Origin of the sequence: Pseudoxanthomonas sp. (assembly GCF_036845285.1) — a bacterium.
In the GTDB taxonomy this organism is placed as follows: Bacteria; Pseudomonadota; Gammaproteobacteria; order Xanthomonadales; family Xanthomonadaceae; genus Pseudoxanthomonas_A.
In genome coordinates this window covers 115829-137081 of the sequence record NZ_DAIUEE010000011.1, presented here as the reverse complement: position 1 = coordinate 137081, position 21253 = coordinate 115829, and the positions used below count along the sequence as shown (strand labels likewise).

General features: G+C 66.7%; 22 protein-coding genes. 20 read left to right on the top strand and 2 right to left on the bottom strand.

What is annotated here, in order from left to right; all coding sequences use genetic code 11:
* Position 1 precedes the first annotated feature (1 nt).
* Positions 2-565, bottom strand: coding sequence for a glutathione peroxidase (locus tag V7060_RS14005; RefSeq protein WP_334179867.1), 564 nt, complete (start codon positions 563-565; stop codon positions 2-4).
* A 135-nt stretch (positions 566-700) separates the two neighbouring features.
* On the opposite strand from V7060_RS14005, the gene V7060_RS14000 reads away from it, so the two are divergent.
* From V7060_RS14000 to V7060_RS13965, 8 genes are all read left to right on the top strand, one after another.
* Complete coding sequence (locus tag V7060_RS14000; protein ID WP_334179866.1) at positions 701-961, top strand: hypothetical protein; 261 nt, start codon at positions 701-703, stop codon at positions 959-961.
* 3 nt (positions 962-964) lie between these two features.
* Complete coding sequence (locus V7060_RS13995) at positions 965-1327, top strand: GntR family transcriptional regulator (protein WP_334179865.1); 363 nt, start codon at positions 965-967, stop codon at positions 1325-1327.
* Entirely contained in the window at positions 1327-2202 is an 876-nt protein-coding gene (locus V7060_RS13990; RefSeq protein ID WP_334179864.1) for an ABC transporter ATP-binding protein, read from the top strand. Before V7060_RS13995 ends, V7060_RS13990 begins: the two co-directional genes overlap by 1 nt.
* The gene (locus V7060_RS13985) at positions 2199-3197 is read left to right on the top strand and encodes an ABC transporter permease (protein ID WP_334179863.1); all 999 of its coding nucleotides are present in this window, start codon (positions 2199-2201) and stop codon (positions 3195-3197) included. The genes V7060_RS13990 and V7060_RS13985 overlap by 4 nt, the downstream gene beginning before the upstream one ends.
* A 59-nt stretch (positions 3198-3256) precedes the next feature.
* Positions 3257-3931, top strand: a complete 675-nt coding sequence (locus V7060_RS13980) for a hypothetical protein (protein WP_334179862.1) — start codon at positions 3257-3259, stop codon at positions 3929-3931.
* Positions 3932-4043: 112 nt separating this feature from the next.
* Complete coding sequence (locus V7060_RS13975) at positions 4044-4718, top strand: hypothetical protein (RefSeq protein ID WP_334179861.1); 675 nt, start codon at positions 4044-4046, stop codon at positions 4716-4718.
* A gap of 61 nt (positions 4719-4779) precedes the next feature.
* Positions 4780-5619: a hypothetical protein gene (locus V7060_RS13970; protein ID WP_334179860.1), complete on the top strand. Its 840-nt coding sequence runs from the start codon at positions 4780-4782 to the stop codon at positions 5617-5619.
* A 16-nt stretch (positions 5620-5635) separates the two neighbouring features.
* The gene (locus V7060_RS13965; protein WP_334179859.1) at positions 5636-6292 is read left to right on the top strand and encodes a hypothetical protein; all 657 of its coding nucleotides are present in this window, start codon (positions 5636-5638) and stop codon (positions 6290-6292) included.
* Positions 6293-6329: 37 nt separating this feature from the next.
* On the opposite strand, the gene V7060_RS13960 is transcribed toward V7060_RS13965, so the two are convergent.
* A complete protein-coding gene (locus V7060_RS13960; protein ID WP_334179878.1) occupies positions 6330-7742 on the bottom strand; it encodes a class II fumarate hydratase in 1413 nt (470 codons plus the stop codon).
* Positions 7743-7908: 166 nt separating this feature from the next.
* On the opposite strand from V7060_RS13960, the gene purB reads away from it, so the two are divergent.
* From purB to pilH, 12 genes are all read left to right on the top strand, one after another.
* Complete coding sequence (gene purB / locus V7060_RS13955) at positions 7909-9276, top strand: adenylosuccinate lyase (RefSeq protein ID WP_334179858.1); 1368 nt, start codon at positions 7909-7911, stop codon at positions 9274-9276.
* A 24-nt stretch (positions 9277-9300) separates the two neighbouring features.
* Positions 9301-9447, top strand: a complete 147-nt coding sequence (locus tag V7060_RS13950; protein ID WP_334179857.1) for a hypothetical protein — start codon at positions 9301-9303, stop codon at positions 9445-9447.
* The gene (gene bla / locus V7060_RS13945; RefSeq protein WP_334179856.1) at positions 9444-10340 is read left to right on the top strand and encodes a subclass B3 metallo-beta-lactamase; all 897 of its coding nucleotides are present in this window, start codon (positions 9444-9446) and stop codon (positions 10338-10340) included. The genes V7060_RS13950 and bla overlap by 4 nt, the downstream gene beginning before the upstream one ends.
* A 71-nt stretch (positions 10341-10411) precedes the next feature.
* On the top strand, positions 10412-11662 hold the full coding sequence (locus tag V7060_RS13940) for a cupin domain-containing protein (protein ID WP_334179855.1): 1251 nt from the start codon (positions 10412-10414) through the stop codon (positions 11660-11662).
* Positions 11659-12570 (top strand): GNAT family N-acetyltransferase, encoded by a 912-nt coding sequence (locus V7060_RS13935; RefSeq protein WP_334179854.1) that lies wholly within the window; start codon positions 11659-11661, stop codon positions 12568-12570. The genes V7060_RS13940 and V7060_RS13935 overlap by 4 nt, the downstream gene beginning before the upstream one ends.
* Before the next feature lie 184 nt (positions 12571-12754).
* Positions 12755-15583 (top strand): 2-oxoglutarate dehydrogenase E1 component, encoded by a 2829-nt coding sequence (locus V7060_RS13930; RefSeq protein ID WP_334179853.1) that lies wholly within the window; start codon positions 12755-12757, stop codon positions 15581-15583.
* A gap of 44 nt (positions 15584-15627) precedes the next feature.
* Positions 15628-16848, top strand: coding sequence for a dihydrolipoyllysine-residue succinyltransferase (gene sucB / locus V7060_RS13925; RefSeq protein WP_334179852.1), 1221 nt, complete (start codon positions 15628-15630; stop codon positions 16846-16848).
* A gap of 103 nt (positions 16849-16951) precedes the next feature.
* Entirely contained in the window at positions 16952-18388 is a 1437-nt protein-coding gene (gene lpdA / locus V7060_RS13920) for a dihydrolipoyl dehydrogenase (RefSeq protein WP_334179851.1), read from the top strand.
* A 97-nt stretch (positions 18389-18485) separates the two neighbouring features.
* A complete protein-coding gene (locus V7060_RS13915; RefSeq protein ID WP_334179850.1) occupies positions 18486-19079 on the top strand; it encodes a TIGR00730 family Rossman fold protein in 594 nt (197 codons plus the stop codon).
* Positions 19080-19349: 270 nt separating this feature from the next.
* Positions 19350-19643 (top strand): GIY-YIG nuclease family protein, encoded by a 294-nt coding sequence (locus V7060_RS13910; protein ID WP_334179877.1) that lies wholly within the window; start codon positions 19350-19352, stop codon positions 19641-19643.
* 110 nt (positions 19644-19753) lie between these two features.
* Positions 19754-20752 carry a YhdH/YhfP family quinone oxidoreductase gene (locus tag V7060_RS13905; RefSeq protein ID WP_334179849.1) on the top strand — a complete coding sequence of 333 codons (999 nt, stop codon included), beginning with the start codon at positions 19754-19756 and terminating at the stop codon, positions 20750-20752.
* 102 nt (positions 20753-20854) lie between these two features.
* A complete protein-coding gene (gene pilH, locus V7060_RS13900) occupies positions 20855-21247 on the top strand; it encodes a twitching motility response regulator PilH (protein ID WP_334179848.1) in 393 nt (130 codons plus the stop codon).
* Positions 21248-21253: the final 6 nt, after the last annotated feature.

The window sequence follows — 21253 nt, the reverse complement described above, 5'->3', positions numbered from 1 at the left end:
ATCAGCGCGCAGGGCGTTGCGCCTTCAGTTCGCGCTCGATGGCATCGACCACGACAGGATCGTCGGGCTTGACCTTGCTGGAGAAGTTCGCGACCACGCGGCCGTCCCGGCCGATCAGGTATTTGTGGAAGTTCCAGCCGGGCGCCGTGCCCGTCGCCTGCGCGAGCGACTTGTACAGCGGCGTGGCGTTGTCACCGGTCACCGCGACCTTCTCGAACATCGGGAACTTCACGCCATAGGTCAGCGTGCAGAACTCCTGGATCTCCTTTTCGCTGCCCGGTTCCTGGCCCTTGAAGTCGTTGGACGGAAACCCGAGCACGGCGAAGCCCTGCGCGGCGTAGCGCTGGTGCAGCGCCTCAAGCCCCTCGTACTGCGGCGTGTAGCCGCATTTACTCGCGGTGTTGACGATCAGCAGCACCTGCCCCGCGTACGCCTTCTTCAGGTTGACGGCGGTCTTTCCGGCCAACGGGCGATAGCTCACGTCCAGCAAACCGGCCGCCAGCACCGTGGCAGAGGCGCCAAGTAGCGCGATTAATCCGATGATTTTCAATGACTTGAGCTTCATTTCATGGTCCTGCTAGTGCGAACATGACAAGTATGCCTTCAGTTGGGTGACAAAACGTTGCGAGGCAGTTGACGGCCTGTGTTTTGGTGTTATAGTTGAATACAACACCACTCACCCAACTCACGGGGAGATGCCATGAACCAGAAATTGACCCACACCCTGCCAAGCCTGGCCGTCGGCGGCCTGCTGCTGGCGGCCGGTGCGCTGGCGGCCATGTCCGGCGCCCGCACGGCAGAGGCGGAATCGGCCGCGCTGGTGGGCGCGCTGGAATCCGACGTCCGCGAGATCACCGGCGATGACGGCACGCACGAGGCACGCCAGCACAAGCGTCGTGCGCGGGCGTCGCTGGCCATGCCGTACTTCTCCTTCGGCCAATCGCTGCGTCCGAGGAGCTGAGCCATGGCGCCCATCCAGTGGAGCGACGGTGCTCCCATCTACCGTCAACTGAAGGACCGCGTGATCGCCATGATGCTGGACGGCATCCTGAAGCCGGGCGATGCGCTGCCCTCGGTCCGCCAGGTCGCCGCCGAGTACCAGCTCAATCCGATCACCGTGTCGCGCGCCTACCAGGAACTGGCGGACGAGGCCCTGGTCGAGAAGCGCCGCGGCCTGGGCATGTTCGTCACCGAGGAAGCCGCCAAGAAGCTGCGTGGCAGCGAGCGCGAGCGGTTCCTGACCGAAGAATGGCCCGTGGTCGCCGAGCGCATCGAGCGTCTGGGCCTGTCCATCGAAGAGTTGCTGCAATCCAAGGGGAACAAGTGATGAATGCCGCAATCGCCAATGCCGTGGTGTCGGCCCACGGCCTGCGCAAGGCCTACAAGAACAAGCTTGCGCTGGACAACACCAGCTTCGAGATCGAAGCGGGCAAGATCATCGGCCTGATCGGTCCGAACGGGGCCGGCAAGACCACCGCGCTGAAGGCCATCCTGGGCCTGACGCCGTTCGAGGGCCAGCTGAAGGTGCTGGGCCTGGATCCGCGCAAGGACCGCGACGAACTGATGAAGGATGTCTGCTTCATCGCCGACGTGGCCGTACTGCCGCGCTGGATGAAGGTGAAGGAAGCCATCGACTTCGTGGCCGGCGTCCATCCGCGCTTCGACCGCGCCAAGTGCGAGCGCTTCATCGCCAACACCCAGCTCAAGCCCAACCTGCGCGTGCGCGAGATGTCCAAGGGCATGATCGTGCAGTTGCACCTGGCGCTGGTGATGGCCATCGATGCCAGGCTGCTGGTGCTGGACGAACCCACGCTCGGCCTGGACATCCTGTATCGCAAGCAGTTCTACCAGCGCCTGCTGGAGGATTACTTCGACGAGCAGAAGACGATCATCGTCACCACCCACCAGGTGGAGGAGATCGAACACATCCTCACCGACGTGATGTTCATCCGCGACGGCAAGATCGTACTGACCTCGCAGATGGAAGACATGGCCGAGCGCTACACCGAGGTGCTGGCCAGCGGCGATGCCGTCGAACAGGCGCGCGCGCTCAAGCCCATCGACGAACGCGCCCTGCCCTTCGGCAAGACCGTGCTGCTGTTCGACGGCGTGCCGAAGGGGCAGTTGGCCGCCCTCGGCGAAATCCGCACCCCTGGCCTGGCCGACCTGTTCGTCGCCATCATGAAAGGAACCTACGCATGAACGCCGTGACTTCGACGTTGGGAAAAACCTCCAAGCCGGGCGCGTTCACGTGGCTGCTGAAGCGCGAATTCTGGGAGAACCGCGGCGGCTTCTTCTGGGCGCCGGTCATCACCGGCGGCATCTTCGTGGTCCTGAACCTGATCCTGGCCGTGATCGGCAGCATCGCCGCCCGCGGCAAGCTGAGCGACGGCGGCTTCAGCATCGAGGAAGCCCCGGAGAAGGCCCACCAGATCCTCGGTGGCGTCGGCGACGGCATGCTGCTGGGCGGCGTGATCCTGGCATGCGTGGTGCTGGCCTTCGTGGTGTTCTTCTATGCCCTCGGCACGCTCTACGACGACCGCCGCGACCGCAGCGTGCTGTTCTGGAAGTCGCTGCCGGTGTCGGACACCCACATGGTGCTGTCGAAGCTGGCCTGGGCGCTGGTGCTGGCACCGCTGCTGGCGATCAGCGTCGGCATCCTGATCGGCCTGGCGCTGTGGCTGATCTCGGCGTTGACCATCAGCATCAACGGATTGCCTGCCGGCACGGCGGTATTCACCCACTCGCATCCGCTGCGCATCATCGGCGGCGTCATCGCCTCGCTGCCCGTGTACATACTGTGGGCGCTGCCGGCGATCGGCTGGTTGATGTTCTGCTCGGCCTGGGCGCGCAGCAAGCCGTTCCTGTGGGCGGTGCTGGTGCCGGTGCTGGCCTGCGTGATCATCAGCATGACCGACATCCTGCCGGGCCTGAATGTCCGCCATGACCTGATCTGGTACACGGTCGTCTACCGTGGCCTGCTGAGCGTGGTGCCGGGCACGTGGTTCCCCACGCTGCCGGGCGGTGCCGCCAATCCGCACGCCGACATCAACACACCGGACCAGTTGGCCAACGCCATCGACCTGACGCGCAGCTGGCATGCGTTCGCCACTGCCGACCTGTGGATCGGTGCGGTGATCGGCGTGGTCCTGATCATCGGGGCGATCTACCTGCGCCGCTGGCGCGAGAGCGAGTAAGTCATGCAAGCCCCTTCCAGGCGGGCCGTCTTCGGCCCGCCCCCAGCCAGGACACGGACATGCCCACTTCCCTTTCTCCCATGCGCCCCCTGCTTGTCGTCGCTGTGCTGGTGCTTGCCGCCTGCCAGCCGGCAGACAAGGACAAGGACAAGGACAATGCCCCCACCGGTGTCGCAGCCAAGGCGATGAACGAAGTCGCCAACGGTCTCGGCGAAGCCAGCCAGGAAATGGAAAAGGCGCGCCAGGAGGTCGCCACGGCACGCGACCGTCTGGCCCGCGAGAACATTTCGCTCAACCGCAATGAGAAGCAGAATTTGCCGAAGGCGGAAATCACGCCGGCGGGCGACCTGCTGATCGAAGGCAAGTCGATCGCCACCACGCCGGAACAGAAGGCGCTGGTACTGGCGTATCGCGGCGAACTGCTCGGCGTGATCGGTGACGGCATGGCCATCGGCATGGAAGGCGCACGCGTCGGCATCGACGCCGCAGCGTCCGCGCTGAAGGGCCTGCTGGCGGGCCAGAATGGCGACGACATCGGCAAGCAGGTCGGCGAGCAGGCCAAGGACAAGCTCAAGCCGATGGTGGCGCAGCTGTGCACGCGCATGCCCGGCCTGCTGTCGGCGCAACGGGCGCTGGCGGCCGCCCTGCCCGAATTCGCCCCCTACGCCACCATGGACCAGACCGACGTGGACGACTGCGGCGACGCGGACGGCGACGGCACCTGGACCTTCTGAGGCGCCTCGCCGCCGCAGCAACCGAAGCAACCGCAGTCGCACGTCGAGACCTCGGTTCCCCGCAACCACGCCATCGACATCCACTGAACTTCGTCATGGAGAGGAAACGGACATGCCCACCACGCGTATCCCACACGTCCTGATGCCGCTGGTGCTGGCCAGCCTGCTGCCGCTGGCCGCCCCCCCGGCGAGCGCCAAGAACACCCGCATCGGCAATGAAATCAGCGCAGACCTGGCCGAGGCACGCGACGAGGTGCGTGCGGAACTCGCGGCCGCCCGCCGCGAGCTGGAGACCGACAACCTGCAACTGGGCGACAACCTGCACTTCAGCAAGTCCGGCAAGCGCGTAGGCCGCGACGACCGCTCGCTGCCGAAGGCGGAAATCACGCCATGGGGCGACTTGCTGATCGAGGGCAAGCCGGTCGCCATCGACGGCCGCCAGCGGCAGGACCTGTTGCGCTATCGCCACCAGGTGATCGACATCGCCAAGGCCGGCATCGACATCGGCGAGCGCAGCGCACAGGTGGCGCTGGACGCGGTCGACCGTGGCCTGTTCAGCCTGATGGTCGGCGCCATGACCGGCAGCCTGGAGCGCCGCATCGAGAAGACCGTCAAGGAGACCGTCGAGCCGGGCGTACGGCAGATCTGTCGCAGCCTGCCGGCGCTGCACGACACCCAGCAGCGCCTGTCCGCCAACCTTCCGGAGTTCCGCCCGTATGCCACGCTGGAAGCGGACGACGCCGAAAACTGCGAGCAGGACCTTCGCCGGGAGTTCGCCTCGCGCTAGCGCGCCGGCGCCTTGGCGCCTGCGACCGACGTTGCATGCCTGACCCGATCCCGGAGACCCGATGATGCGCATCGCCCTGCCCGCCTTCCCGTTGCTCGCCCTGCTGGCGCTGTCCGCTCCCGCGCTGGCGTCGGACCGCTACTGCAAGCACGAGGCGCCACGTCGGCTCACGCTCGACATCGGCGACGCCAGGACCGTGGTGTTCGACGTGGGTCCGCACGACCTGACGGTGCAATCGCGTGCCGGTGCGCCGGCGGCGATGGAAGGCCGGGCCTGCAGCAGCCACGCCGACCGGCTTGATCAACTGAAGGTCGAACAGCGACGCGCGGGCGACAAGCTGATCGTGCAGATGTACCGGGACGGCAGCCACAGTGGCATCTCGTTCGGCGGCAACTACGCGTACCTCAACCTGACCGCGATCCTGCCCGACCACCTGCCCGTGCAGGTGAAAGTGGGCTCGGGCGAAGCCGAAGTCACCGGCGCCCCGGTGTTCAGCGCCGACGTCGGTTCCGGCCACGCCGTGGGTCGCCGCATCCGTGGCCTGGCCGCCGCGTCGGTGGGCTCCGGCGACATCGACATCCACGGTGCCGGCAGCCTCAAGGTCGTCTCGATCGGCTCGGGCGACGTGGAAGCCGACGACGTGCAGGGCGCCACCGACGTCGGCAGCATCGGCTCGGGCGGCTTCAGCCTGTCGCGCGGCGGCAGCGTCGAGATCGGCTCGATCGGTTCGGGCGGCGCGGAACTGCGCGACATCGCCGGCCACGTGGTGGTCGGCTCGGTGGGTTCTGGCGGGCTGGACGTACGCGACGTCAGTGGCGGACTGACCGTCCGCTCGATCGGCAGCGGCGACGTCGATCACGCAGGCGTCAAAGGCCCGATCGACATTCCCAAGCACCGTTGATTCCCAGGAAACGACCATGATGCTCCGCACCCTCGCACTTGCCCTGTCCGCCACCGTACTGCTGGCCGCCTGCTCGAAAAGCGGCGATGCCGACGGCGACGCGACAAGATCCAGCGCCCTGTGGGGCCAGAACCTGAAGCTCAACACACCCGGCCACCCGAAGGCGGAAGTGTCGGCGAACGGCGACTTCATCGTCGGCGGCAAGCAGGTACCGGTGACGGACGAGCAGCGCGCATTGCTCGTCGCCTACCACCGCGAACTGGGCGGCATCGCCGACGCCGGCATCGCCACGGGCAAGGAAGGCGCGAAGCTGGCCGGCAAGGCGGTAGGCGCCGTGGTGAAGGGCATCCTCAGCGGCGATCCCGACCAGATCGACCGGCAGATGGATGCCGAAGCGAAGAAGGTGGAAGCGGAGGCGATGAAGATCTGCGACCGACTGCCCGGCCTGTACAGGGCGCAGCAGGATCTCGCGGCGGCATTGCCCGCGTTCCAGCCCTACGCCGGCATGGACCTCGACGACATCAAGGAATGCCGCACGTCCCAGAACGACAGCCGCGAAGCCGGCAAGGACGTCGGGCGCGCGATCGGGCAAGCCGTCAAGGCCAGCCGCGGCAACGCAGCGGAGGAAGCGGATGCCGCCGCAGCAGAACCGGCGCCTGCCCCCTCACCCTGATCCCGCACCGCCGCGCACGTAGCGTGCGGCAGGGGCCTCAACCGCCTCCGCCGCCGGGCTTGCCGTGGATGCCACCCCTGGCCAATACGGCCGGGTCCAGCAGCGGCTTCAGGGTCTTTTCCGGCAACCCGGTGACCTCGCGCGCGACGTCCAGTACGGGCCGGTTCTGCTTGTACGCCTGCTTGGCGATGGCCGCGCCCTTCTCGTAACCGATTACCGGATTCAGTGCGGTCACCAGGATCGGATTGCGGTCCAACGCTTCCTGCACGCGATCATTGCGCACCTTCAGCCCGGCGATGCAGTCGTCGGCCAGCAGCCGCGACACGTTCGACAGCAACCCGATGCCGTCCAGCAGGTTGTTCGCGATCAGCGGCAGGGTGACGTTGAGCTGGAAATTGCCGGTCTGCCCGGCGACGGTCACCGCCGTGTGGTAGCCCATGACCTGTGCGCACACCATCACCGTGGCTTCCGGGATCACCGGATTGACCTTGCCCGGCATGATGGAACTGCCCGGCTGCAGCGCAGGCAGTTCCACTTCGCCCAGGCCGGCGAGCGGTCCTGAATTCATCCAGCGCAGGTCATTGGCGATCTTGGTCAAGGCGACGGCAAGCGCACTGAGCTGGCCGGACAGTTCGACGGCATCGTCCTGTGCGGCCAGGCCCTCGAACTTGTTGGCCGCGCTTTCGAACCGCGTCTTCGTCATCGTCGAAAGTGCTTTCGCCACGCGCGCGCCGAAGCGCGGATCCGCATTGATGCCGGTACCGATGGCGGTGCCGCCCAGCGGCAGGCGGCGCACGCGCTTCAAGGCGTCCTCGAGGCGGGCCTGCGCCGAGGACAACTGTGCCGACCACGCCGAGAATTCCTGGCCGAACGTCAGCGGCATCGCATCCATCAGGTGCGTGCGCCCCGTCTTGACCACCTTCCCCAGCGCCTTGCCGCGCGCATCGATGGTATTGCGCAGATGCTTGAGGGCAGGCAGCAGGTCTTCCACCACCGCCAGCTGCGCGGCCACGCGCAGCGCGGTCGGGATGACGTCGTTGGAACTCTGCCCGAGGTTGACGTGGTCGTTCGGGTGCACGCGGGCCTTGCCCGCGCGCGTCGCCAAGGTGGCGATCACCTCGTTGGCATTCATGTTCGACGACGTGCCCGAACCGGTCTGGTAGACGTCGATGGGGAAATGCGCGTCGTGCGCGCCGGACGCGACCTCGCTTGCCGCCGCTCGCACGCTCGCCGCGATTCCCTTCGGCAGCAGGCCGAGGCCGGCATTGACCTCGGCCGCGGCCCCTTTCACCAGGCCCAGTGCACGGATGAATCCGCGTGGCATCGGGCGTCCGGAAATGGGAAAATTCTGCACCGCACGCTGGGTCTGCGCGCCCCAGAGCGCATCGGCGGGGACCTTCAGCTCGCCCATGCTGTCGTGCTCGATGCGGGTACGCGCGGCACGGGCCATGCCCGCGGTCTTCTTGCTGGTCATCAACCGTCTCCTGGAGGGATTCACGGCTTGCTCGACGGCACGGACGCCGGCGGCTGGCGGGGGCCACAGGATACGCCAGACCGGATCGGCGCCTTCCCGGGGTAAAATCCACCGCTCCCCTTCTGCCCCCTTCCCCGCGCCCATGTCGGATTCGTCCCTGCTCGCCCTGTCCCCGCTCGATGGCCGCTATGCCGGCAAGGTCGATGCGCTGCGCCCGATCTTCTCCGAGTACGGCCTGATCCGCGCCCGCGTGAAGGTCGAGGTGGAATGGCTGCTGGCGCTGGCGGACGAGCCGGGCATCGTCGAGCTGCCGGTCTTCTCCGATGCGGCAAGGACGAAGCTGCGTGCGCTGGCCGACGGCTTCAGTGTCGCCAACGCCGCCCGCGTCAAGGAGATCGAACGCACCACCAACCATGACGTCAAGGCGGTGGAGTACTTCATCAAGGAGCAACTGAAGGACGATGCGGAACTCGCCCCGGCGCTGGAGTTCGTCCACTTCGCCTGCACCAGCGAGGACATCAACAACCTGTCCTACGGCCTGATGCTGGAGCAGGCGCGCCGCGAGGTGCTGCTGCCGACGCTCGACGGCGTGACCGCCACGCTGCGCACGCTGGCCCACGCGCAGGCGGCGCAGCCGATGCTGTCGCGCACGCACGGCCAGACCGCCTCGCCCACCACGCTCGGCAAGGAGATCGCGAATGTCGTCGCGCGCATCGAGCGCCAGCGCGCGCAGATCGCCGCCGTGGAACTGACCGGCAAGATCAACGGCGCGGTCGGCAACTACAACGCGCACGTCGCCAGCTATCCGGACGTCGACTGGCCGGCGTTCGCGCAGCGTTTCGTCGAAGGCCTGGGCCTGGTCTTCAACCCGTACACCACGCAGATCGAGCCGCACGACAACGTGGCCGAGATCGGCGACGCCGCGCGCCGCGCCAACACCATCCTGGTCGACTTGGCGCGCGACATCTGGGGCTACATCTCGCTGGGCTACTTCAAGCAGCGCCTGAAGGAAGGCGAAGTCGGTTCGTCGACCATGCCGCACAAGGTCAATCCGATCGACTTCGAGAACGCCGAGGGCAACTTCGGCATCGCCAACGCACTGTTCGAACACTTCAGCGCCAAGCTGCCGATCAGCCGCTGGCAGCGCGACCTCACCGATTCCACCGTGCTGCGTGCACTGGGTACCGCGTTCGGCCATACGCAGGTCGCGCTGGATTCGCTGGCCAAGGGCCTGGGCAAGCTGGAGGTGAACCCGCAGCGCCTGGACGCCGATCTCGATGCCGCCTGGGAAGTGCTGGCCGAAGCCGTGCAGACGGTGATGCGCCGCCACGGCCTGCCGAACCCCTACGAGCAACTGAAAGCGCTGACGCGCGGCCAGGGCATCACCGCCGACTCGATGCGCGCCTTCATCGAATCGCTCGACCTGCCGGCCGACGACAAGCAGCGCCTGCGCGACATGACACCGGGCAGTTACACCGGTCTCGCCGAACGGCTTGCGCGGAACATCTGACGTCCGGTACTCAAGGGAACGGCGATGCGCCTGCTGATCAACATCGACGTTCCCGACCTGTCCGCCGCAGAGGCGCTGTACACGCAGGCGTTCGGCCTTGCCGTCGGCCGCCGCTTCGGTTGGTGCCTGCTGCAGTTCGTCAACCGCGGCTACGACGAGATCGCCACATGACACTTCGCTCTGCCCTGCTCGCCAGCCTGTTCGCCCTGTCGCCTCCGGCCAGCGCACTGGCCGCCGATGCACCCGTCCCCAAAGCCTGCGCCGACGATGCCGGCTGGAACGATCCTGGTACGCCGCTGAAGGTCTACGGCAACACCTGGTATGTCGGCACCTGCGGCATCAGCGCGTTGCTGGTGACCTCGGACGAGGGCCACATCCTGATCGACGCTGCCACGCCGCAGGCGGGTCCACAGATCCTGGCGAACATCCGCGCGCTCGGCTTCAAGCCGGAAGACGTGCGCGCCATCATGCTGTCGCACGAACACTTCGACCATGCAGGCAGCCTGGCGGAACTGCAGCGCGCCACCGGCGCGCCCGTGTACGCACGCGCGCCGGCCGTCGCCACGCTGAAGCGCGGCACCAGCGACCGCAGCGATCCGCAGCACGAGGTGCTGGACCCGTTCGCGCCAGTCGAGCAGGTGGTCGTACTTGCGGATGACGGCGTGGTGCGCGTCGGCCCGCTCGCCCTGCAGGTCGTTCCCACGCCGGGCCACACGCCCGGCGGCACCAGCTGGACCTGGCGCTCGTGCGAGGGCGACGACTGCCGGCAGATGGTCTACGCCGACAGCCTGACCGCGATCTCCGACGACGTGTACCGGTACGGCGATGAAGCGGCGCATCCCGGTTACGTGGCGGCGTTCCGCGACACGCTGGCACGGGTGGCCGCCCTCGACTGCGACATCCTGGTGACGCCGCACCCGTCGGCGAGCGATCTGTGGTCCCGGATCGGCCCCGGTGCCGATCGCCCCCTGGTCGACACCACCGCCTGCCGCACGTACGCACAGCGCGCGACGCAGCGGCTGGACAAGCGGCTGGCGGACGAAGCGGCCGCAGCGACGCCTTGATCGGACGCAATGACGCGCTTCCCGTCGCCCCCGATGCTGCCGCCCTCACTTTCCGCTGAATGCCTCCCCTGATGAACACCAAGACCACCCGACGCCCCAAGGACCTGCCCTTCGAGGTAAATGCCACGCAGCACCAGCCGCTCGGCATGCCGGCAGACCGCTTCCTGCGCGATTACTGGCACAAGCGCCCACTGCTGATCCGCAACGCGTTCCCGGACTTCGAAACCCCGGTGCAGCCCGAAGACCTCGCCGGCCTGGCCTGCGAGGACGGCGTGCTGGCCCGCCTGATCAGCCTGGACAAGGCGACCGGGGTCTGGGACGTGCGCACGGGACCGTTCCAGGAGGAGGATTTCCCGGGCCTGCCGGACCACGACTGGACCCTGCTGGTGCAGGACGTGGACAAATGGGACGCGGACATCCGCCAGTTGCTGGAGCAGTTCCGCTTCCTGCCGCGCTGGCGGGTGGATGACATCATGATCAGCTTCGCCGCCACCGGCGGCTCGGTGGGTGCGCATGTCGACCATTACGACGTGTTCCTGCTGCAGGCGCAGGGCGAGCGCCGCTGGATGATCGATGCCAGCACGGCGATGGGAAGGCCCGCGCCCGACCTTGCCTTCCAGGACGACGTGGCGATCAAGCTGCTGCGCCGGTTCGAACCGACCCACGACTGGGTGTTGTCGCCGGGCGACATGCTCTACCTGCCGCCGCTGGTGCCGCACCACGGCGTGGCGGAAAACGCCTGCCTGACGTTTTCGGTGGGCATGCGCGCGCCTTCCTCGGCCGAACTGATCGGCGACTACCTGGACACGCTGATCGCCGATGCCGATGACGCCGTCCGCTACCACGACGAAGACCTGGTCGCACCGCAGGATCCCAACGAGATCGACGCGCGCGCCATGGAACGCGTGGTCGAGGCCCTGAACGCGCTGCGGATGAACGATCCGGACCTGGTCGGCGACTGGTTCGGCCGCTTCATCACGACCTACCGCGCCTCCGGTGATGTCATGCCAGCGCCGGACGCACCGTCGCGCATCGAGATGGAGTGGGACCTGCAACAGGGCGCCCACCTGCTGCGCCACCCGTTCTCGCGCGTCGCCTGGCGTCGGCGCAGCAAGGGCGCCACCCTGTTCTGCAATGGCATGGACTACGCACTGCCGGTCAAGGAAGCGCAGCGGCTCGCCGCACTGGAAGGCCTGGATGGCGCCGCCTACGCCGCACTCAGCGAAGCCGGCCGTGATGCGGTGATGGCACTGGCGGCACAGGGCCACTACCAGCTGGCGCTGCCCGGTGACGATCCGGGTGGCGGGGACGAAGAGGCATGAACGCGCCGCACGGATACCACGTCGAAGCGGTCGATTACGCCACCGGTGCCGCGTCGGTACACCGGGTGCGGGATGTGGTGTTCGTGCAGGAGCAGCAGGTGCCACGCGAACTGGAACGCGATGCACTGGATCCGCTGTGCCATCACGTGCTGGCCCGTGACGACGACGGCACGCCCATCGGGACCGCGCGGCTGACGCCGGAACACCGGATCGGGCGCATGGCCGTGCTGTCGGCCTGGTGCGGCCGCGGCGTCGGCGATGCGCTGCTGTCGGCGCTGCTGGAGGAAGCCCGCCGCCGCCAGTGGCCGACGGTGTCGCTGCACGCCCAGGTCGCTGCGGAGGGGTTCTACGCCCGCCACGGGTTCCTGCCAGAGGGCGAGCGATTCATCGAGGCCGGCATCGAGCACCAGGGCATGCGCCGGCAGCTGGCAGGACCGGCCGGCATCGCGCAGCGTGCCGAAGCCGTGGCCGTCACCACCGCGGTGGTGGCCCAGGCACGGCGCTCGCTGGTGATCTACAGCCGCGCACTCGACCCCGGCTTGTGGGACACGCCGCCGGTCATCGAGTCGCTGCGCCGCTTCGCTACCCGCCAGGCCGGCGCCCAGGTCCAGGTGCTGCTGCAGGACGCCGGCACCCCCCAGCGTGCCCTGGCCCCGCTGATCGGCCTGGGCCAGCGACTGCCCAGCGTGCTCGCCTTCCGCGAGGTCCAGGACCCGGTGGACGTGTCGTACACCGCGGCCTTCGTCGCCAACGACGATCACGGCTACTACCACCGCCCGCTCGGCCATCGCTTCGATGGCGAGGCCGGGCTGGCGCATGCCGGCCGCGCCCGGCAGCTCCGGCACGAATTCACGCAGATGTGGGAGCGTTCGCGCCCCGTCAGCGAATACCGTGCGCTGGGTCTCTAGCGTCTCGCACAGGGCACGGTGCCGCCGGCCACCATGGGCCTGAAATCTGCGTCTTTAGTCCAATCCGGTTACGCCCCCTTCCCGGCATGGGGGTATAATTTCCCTGTTTTCCTCCTGTCAGTGCGGTATCGCGCGGCACGGACGCAAGCGCCCCCTCGACTACCCACTGCACGCCATCGCCATCGTGGACAATCTCCTGAAGCAGTTCGCGCAATCCTCGCAACTCAACGGCGGCAGCGCCTCCTACGTCGAAGACCTGTACGAGCAGTACCTCGTCTCACCGGACAGCGTGGACCCCAAATGGAAGGCCTACTTCGACGGCTTCAAGGGCCACGAAGCCGGCGATGTCCCGCACTCGGTCGTCATCCAGCAGATCACCGAAGCCGCACGCCAGGCCGCCAACAACGGCCATGTCGCGGCCGGTGGCGGCGATGAGCGCGAACGCAATGTCGGCCGCCTGATCACCGCCTACCGTTCGCGGGGCCACCTGGGCGCCCGGATCGATCCGCTGGGCCTGACCCCGCCGGTCAATCCGCCCGACCTGGACCTGGCCTTCCACGACCTGTCCGAGCGCGACCTGGACAGCGAGTTCAGCACCGGCAACGTGGGCGGCAACTCGCGCATGAAGCTGCGCGACCTGCTGGCCCGCCTGAAGGCCGCCTACACCGGCCCGATCGGCGTCGAGTTCATGCACATCTCGGAGGTCGACCAGCGCCAGTGGCTGTACCAGCGCCTGGAGACCGCCGGCGGCCAGTTCGGCCTGTCCGATGACGCCAAGCGCCGCACGCTCGAGCGCCTGACCGCCGCCGAGGGCCTCGAGCGCTACCTGCACACCAAGTATGTCGGCCAGAAGCGCTTCTCGCTGGAAGGCGGCGATGCGCTGATCCCGTTGCTGGACACCATGATCCGCAACGCCGGCGAAGGCGGGGTCAAGGACATCGTGGTCGGCATGGCCCACCGCGGCCGCCTCAACGTGCTGGTCAACACGCTCGGCAAGAGTCCGCGCAAGCTGTTCGACGAGTTCGAGGGCAAGTTCGAACACGACAACAGCCTGGCCCACGCCGGCGACGTGAAGTACCACATGGGCTTCTCCGCCGACATCGCGACGCCAGGCGGTCCGGTCCACCTGGCGCTGGCCTTCAATCCCTCGCACCTGGAAATCGTCGACCCCGTCGTCGCCGGCAGCGTGCGTTCGCGCCAGGAGCGCCGCAACGACGCCGCGCGCCAGGCGGTGCTGCCGATCATCATGCACGGCGACGCCGCGTTCGCCGGCCAGGGCGTGGTGATGGAGCTGTTCCAGATGTCGCAGGCGCGCGGTTTCGCCGTCGGTGGCACGCTGCATGTCGTCATCAACAACCAGATCGGCTTCACCACCAGCAACAAGGAAGACTCGCGCTCCACGCTGTACTGCACCGACGTCGCCAAGATGGTTGGCGCCCCGGTGTTCCACGTGAACGGCGACGATCCGGAAGCGGTGGTGTTCGTGGCGCAGCTGGCCTACGACTTCCGCCAGCAGTTCAAGAAGGACGTGGTGATCGACCTGGTGTGCTACCGCCGCCACGGCCACAACGAAGCCGACGAGCCGGCCGCCACGCAGCCGGTGATGTACCAGACCATCCGCAAGCACGCGACCACGCGCGAGATGTACGCCGCCAAGCTGGAAGGCGCCGGCGTCATCCCCACCGAGGGTGGCAAGGCGCTGGCGGACGAATACCGCAACAAGCTGGATTCGGGCGAGTACACCACCGAGCTGGCCAAGCAGAAGAGCGACGAACTCGCGATCGACTGGTCGCGTTACCTGTCGGGCAAGGTCAGCGATCCGGTCGACACCAGGGTCAAGCGCAAGGTGCTGGATTCGCTGGCGAAGATCATCACCACGATCCCCGCCGGCGTGGCGCTGCATCCGCGCGTGGCCAAGATCTACGACGACCGCGTGAAGATGGCCGCTGGCGAACAGCCGGCCGACTGGGGCTTCGCCGAAAACCTCGCCTACGCCACGCTGCTGTCGGAAGGCAACGGCCTGCGTCTGGTCGGCCAGGACGCCGGCCGCGGCACGTTCTTCCACCGCCACGCGATCCTGCACGACCAGAAGACCGACAGCTATTACCTGCCGCTGCGCCAGCTGGTCGAACAGCCGGAACAGGCGACCATCATCGACTCGCTGCTCAGCGAGGAAGCGGTGATGGCGTTCGAATACGGGTTCTCGACCACCGATCCGAACACGCTGTGCATCTGGGAAGCGCAGTTCGGCGACTTCGCCAACGGTGCGCAGGTGGTGATCGACCAGTTCATCGCCGCCGGCGAAGCCAAGTGGGGCCGCATCAGCGGCCTGACCCTGCTGCTGCCGCATGGCTACGAAGGCCAGGGCCCGGAGCACAGTTCGGCGCGCCTGGAGCGTTTCCTGCAGCTGTGCGCGCTGGAAAACATGCTGGTCTGCGTGCCGACCACGCCCGCCCAGGCCTACCACATGCTGCGTCGGCAGATGCGCATGACCACCCGCAAGCCGCTGGTGGTGATGACGCCGAAGTCGCTGCTGCGCCACAAGCTGGCTGTGTCCACGCTGGACGAACTGGCCAACGGCGAGTTCCAGCATCTGATTCCGGACGCCACCGCGGACGCAAAGAAGGTCAAGCGCGTCGTCGCCTGCTCGGGCAAGGTCTACTACGACCTGCTGGAAGATGCGCAGAAGCGTGGCCAGGACGACGTGGCCATCCTGCGCATCGAACAGCTGTACCCGTTCCCGCGCGAGCAACTGGCCGCCGAACTCAAGCGTTACGGCAAGGCCACCGAAGTGGTCTGGTGCCAGGAAGAGCCGCAGAACCAGGGAGCGTGGTACCAGATCAAGCACCACCTGCAGGCCTGCCTCACCGGCAAGCAATCGCTGCACTATGCGGGCCGTTCGCGTTCGCCCTCGCCCGCCGCCGGCCACTTCGCCGAGCACGTCGAGGAACAGCTGAAGCTGGTCGCCGATGCACTGGTCAACAAGCTCGGCAACGACAACGTCGCCGAATAAGCCCTCACCCTCATTAGAACAAACCACCAGGACGTCCCATCACCATGGCCACTGAAGTCAAAGTTCCGGTTCTGCCCGAGTCCGTCTCCGATGCCACCATCGCCGCCTGGCACAAGAAGGCCGGCGACGCGGTCAAGCGCGACGAGAACCTGATGGACCTGGAAACCGACAAGGTCGTGCTGGAAGTGCCCTCGCCCGTCGACGGCGTGCTGAAGGAAATCAAGTTCAAGGAAGGCGACACGGTGACCAGCCAGCAGTTGCTGGCGATCATCGAGGAAGGTGCCGTGGCCGCTGCCGCGCCCGCCGCCGAAGAAAAGAAGCCCGCCGCCGGCGCGCAGGAAGTGCAGCCGAAGGCCGACGCCGCCAAGGCCGACGCCGCGGCGCCGTCCAGCACCAAGCCCGCGCCTGCCGGCGCCGATGTACTGCCGCCAGGCGCCCGCTTCACCGCCGTCACCCAGGGCATCGATCCGGCGAACGTGGAAGGCACCGGCCGGCGCGGCGCGGTCACCAAGGAAGACCTGGTCAACTACGCCAGCGGCAAGACCGCCGGCGTCAGCGGCGGCGCGCGTCCGGAAGAGCGCGTGCCAATGACCCGGATCCGCACGCGCATCGCCGAGCGCCTGATGCAGTCCAAGAACTCCATCGCCATGCTGACCTCGTTCAATGAAGTCAACCTGGCCAAGGTCATGGAGATGCGCAAGGAGCTGCAGGACGACTTCGTGAAAGCCAACGGCATCAAGCTCGGTTTCATGAGCTTCTTCGCCAAGGCCGCCGCCAACGCGCTGCAGCGCCACCCGATCGTCAACGCCTCGGTCGACGGCAACGACATCATCTACCACGGCTACTCCGACATCTCGATCGCCGTCTCCACCGAGAAGGGCTTGGTCACGCCGGTGCTGCGCAACGTCGAGCGCATGGGCTTCGGCGACATCGAGAAGGGCATCGCCGACTACGCCAAGAAGGCGCGCGACGGCAAGCTGGGCCTGGAAGACCTGCAGGGCGGCACCTTCACCATCACCAACGGCGGCACCTTCGGCTCGCTGATGTCCACGCCGATCGTCAACCCGCCGCAGAGCGCCATCCTCGGCATGCATGCGATCAAGGACCGCGCCATCGTCGAGAACGGCCAGGTCGTCGCCGCACCGATGATGTACATCGCGCTGTCCTACGACCACCGCATCATCGACGGCAAGGACGCGGTGCTGTTCCTGGTCGACATCAAGAACCAGCTGGAAAACCCGCACCGCATGCTCCTGGGCATGTGAGAGCCGTGATTGGTGATTTGGGATAGGTGATTCGCAAAAGCGTTTCACCACCCCGCCCTTTCGAATCACGAATCACTTATCACTAATCACGTGAGCGAATGAAATGAGCGAACAATTCGACGTCGTCGTCATCGGTGCCGGCCCGGCCGGCTACCACGCCGCCATCCGCGCCGCGCAGCTCGGCATGAAGGTCGCCTGCATCGATGCCGCGCTCGGCAAGGACGGCAAGCCCGCACTGGGCGGCACCTGCCTGCGCGTGGGCTGCATCCCGTCCAAGGCGCTGCTGGATTCCTCGCACCAGTACCACAACCTGACCCACCAGTTCGAACAGCACGGCATCAGCGTCAAGGACGCGAAGATCGACGTCGGCACCATGGTCGGCCGCAAGGACGCCATCGTGAAGCAGTTCACCGGCGGCATCGCGCAGCTGTTCAAGGCCAACAAGGTGACGGCTTACTACGGCTTCGGTCAGCTGCAACCCGGCAACGTGGTCAAGGTCAAGCAGCACGACGGCAGCGAAGTCGAACTGAAGGGCACCAACGTCATCATCGCCGCCGGTTCGGATTCCATCGAACTGCCGTTCGCGAAGTTCGACGGCGACACCATCGTCGACAACGTCGGCGCGCTGGACTTCACCGAGGTCCCCAAGCGCCTCGCGGTGATCGGCGCGGGCGTGATCGGGCTGGAGCTGGGTAGCGTATGGAACCGTCTCGGCGCCGAGGTCACCATCCTCGAAGCGCTACCCGATTTCCTCGCCGTCGCCGACAGCGAAGTGTCGAAGGTCGCCGCGCGCGAGTTCAAGAAACAAGGCCTGGACATCCGCCTTGGCGCCAAGGTGTCGAAGACCGAAGTCACCGGCAAGGGCAAGAAGAAGGAAGTCGTCGTCACCTACAGCGACGCCGAAGGCGAGAAGACGCTGACCGTGGACAAGCTGCTGGTCGCCGTAGGCCGCCGCGCCGCGAGCAAGGGCCTGCTGGCCGACGGCACCGGGGTCAAGCTCAACGAACGCGGCCAGGTGGAAGTCGACGCGCACTGCCACACCGGCGTCGATGGCGTCTGGGCCATCGGCGACTGCGTGCGTGGGCCGATGCTGGCGCACAAGGGCTTCGAGGAAGGCATCGCGGTCGCCGAACTGATCGCTGGCCTGCCGGGGCATGTCAACTTCGACACCATTCCGTGGGTCATTTATACCTCGCCCGAGATCGCCTGGGTCGGCAAGACCGAGCAGCAGCTCAAGGCCGAAGGCGTGGCCTACAAGGCCGGCTCCTTCCCGTTCGCCGCAGTGGGCCGCGCCGTGGCGATGGCGGAGCCGACCGGCTTCGTGAAGGTCATCGCCGACGCCGAAACCGATCGCGTGCTGGGCATGCACCTGATCGGCGCGAACGTGTCGGAACTGGTGCACGAGGGCGTGCTGACCATGGAGTTCAAGGGCTCCGCGGACGACCTGGCCCGCATCTGCCATGCGCACCCGTCGCTGTCCGAAGCCGTGCACGATGCCGCGATGGCCGTGCACAAGCGCGCGATCCACAAGCCCAATTGAGGCCCGCACGGCGGCGACGTTGCCGCCGTGATCCGCATGCGCCAGGCGATGCCTGGCGTTTTGCGTTTCAGACAACAGGCATGACAGGACATCGACCATGAAGAGCATCTGCGTCTACTGCGGCTCCAACGCCGGCAACAAGCCCGCCTACACCGAGCGCGCCATCGCGCTGGGCGACCGCATCGCGAAGGAAGGCCTGCAACTGGTGTACGGCGGCGGCAACGTCGGCCTGATGGGCATCGTGGCCGACGCGGTGCTGGCCGCCGGTGGCGAGGTGATCGGCGTCATTCCCGAACAGTTGGTCAACTGGGAAGTCGCTCACAAGGGCCTGACCCGGCTGGACGTGGTCGCCAACATGCACGAACGCAAGAAGCGCATGTTCGACCTCTCCGACGCCTTCGTCGCCCTGCCCGGCGGCTTCGGCACGCTGGACGAGATGTTCGAGATGCTCACCTGGCGCCAGCTCGGCATCGGCGACAAGCCCTGCGCCTTCCTCGACGTGGAAGGTTTTTACGCGCCACTGATGGGGATGATCGACCGCATGGTGGAAGAGCGCTTCCTGCACCCCGAACAGCGCGACGATCTGTGGCACGGCGACGACATCGACACGATGGTCGCCTGGATGCACGCCTACACGCCGGCGCAGGCGGACAAGTGGATGGATGAGAAGCGGCGGAAGTCGTTGCGGTGAGTGATGCGACCTCCTCGCCATGGAGATGATCTGCGGTTGGAATTGATGCACTGAAAGTCGCTGGGTCCCGGCTTTCGCCGGGATGACGGCGGAACGAATCGCCGTGCTGATGTCCGTCGACGTCCGCGCGTATTCGACTGCTGAATCTGTCGGCACGCGCCCCCTACCCGTCATCCCGGCGAAAGCCGGGACCCAGCGACTTCCGCTTGAACGTTAAACACGCAGAAGAGGAAGATCGCCATGATCTTCCTCGGGCAAGGAATGCCCCCCATGCGACAGCGCACCCCCTGCGTTTACATCCTGGCGAGCCAACGCAACGGAACGCTCTACATTGGCGTCACCTCCGATCTGGCTTCGCGCGTCTGGCATCACAAGAACGATCAGGTTGCAGGCTTCACCCGCCGCTACCGTGTCCACACGTTGGTCTGGTACGAGACGCACGAGACAATGCCCTCCGCCATCGCGCGGGAAAAAGCCCTGAAAGAGTGGAAGCGCGCATGGAAAATCAAGCTCATCGAGGACATGAATCCGTACTGGCATGATCTCGTCGATGAAACCGCATGACCTGCATGCGGCACCAAAGTCGCATGACGAGGCTTTGGCGTTTTCCTCGCGATGCCTCCAGAATCGAAGTCACTGGGTCCCGGCTTTCGCCGGGATGACGGAGCAAATGCATGAGCCTGCCTACCACCCCCTTCACCGCCTTCCGCATCCACAACGACGACGCTGGCTACCACAGTGGCATCGAAACCATCGCGCTCGACGCGCTGAATCCCGGCGAGGTCGTCATCAAGGCCGCGTATTCGTCGGTCAACTACAAGGACGCGCTGGCCGGTACCGGTGAGGGCAAGATCCTGCGGCGTTTCCCCTTGGTGGGTGGCATCGATGTAGCCGGCCATGTGGTGGCCTCGACGGATCCTGCCTTCAGGGAAGGCGATGCGGTACTGGTCACCGGCTCGGGCCTCAGCGAAACGCGCGACGGCGGTTATGCCGAGTACGCGCGGCTGGATGCGAAGTGGGTCATTCCCCTGCCTTCCGGGCTGAGCCTGCGCGAGAGCATGATCATCGGCACGGCCGGCTTCACCGCCGCACTCGCGCTGTACCGCATGCGCGAGAACCGGCAGACACCGGACCTTGGCCCGCTCGCCGTCACCGGGGCCACCGGTGGCGTCGGCTCACTGGCCGTGGATATCTTCAGCAAGGCCGGCTTCGAGGTGCATGCGATCAGCGGCAAGCCCGAGAACACCGCGTACCTGGAATCGATCGGGGCGAGCGAGGTGCTGGGCCGGGATGCGCTGGCGACCGCGCGCCCGATGGAGTCGGCACGCTTCGGTGGAGGTCTCGACAATGTCGGCGGGCCGATGCTGGCCAGCCTGCTGGCGCAGACGACGCCCTACGGCAACGTGGCCAGCGCCGGCCTCGCCGCCACGGCCGACCTGCCCATAACTGTGATGCCCTTCATAATTCGGGGCGTGTCCTTGCTGGGCGTCGCGTCGGCAGGCACGGCGCGCGATATCCGCGAACAGGTCTGGCAGCACCTGGCCAGTGACTGGAAGCCGCGGCACCTGGACACGATCTGCACGCGCGAAACCACGCTGGACGGTCTGCCCGAGGTGTTCCGCACCATGCTGGACGGGCGCTCGTTCGGTCGCACGCTGGTACGAATGGGATGAACGGCGGCGGCGGCACGACGGACGTTGCCGGATGGCCGGCCACCCCATTGTGTTGTCACCGGCAAGGACTAAAATCGATGCCGGGGAACATTGGGGATATCCATGGCAAAGATTCTGATCGTCGACGATTCACCGTCGCAACTGCTGGGCATCCAGCGCATTGTCGAAAAGCTGGGGCATGAATCCATCACCGCCGAAGACGGCGCTGCCGGCGTCGAAGTCGCCAAGCGCGAGCTGCCGGACATGGTGCTGATGGACGTGGTGATGCCGAACCTCAACGGGTTCCAGGCCACGCGCACGCTGAGCCGCGAGGCCACCACCAAACACATCCCGGTGATCCTGGTGACCACCAAGGACCAGGACACCGACCGCATGTGGGGCCTGCGCCAGGGCGCGAAAGCCTACCTGACCAAGCCGTTCTCCGAGGACGAACTGGCCGAGGTGATCGAGCGCATCTTCAACGCGCGCGAACTGCCCTCCGCACCACCGGCCTGACGCCGC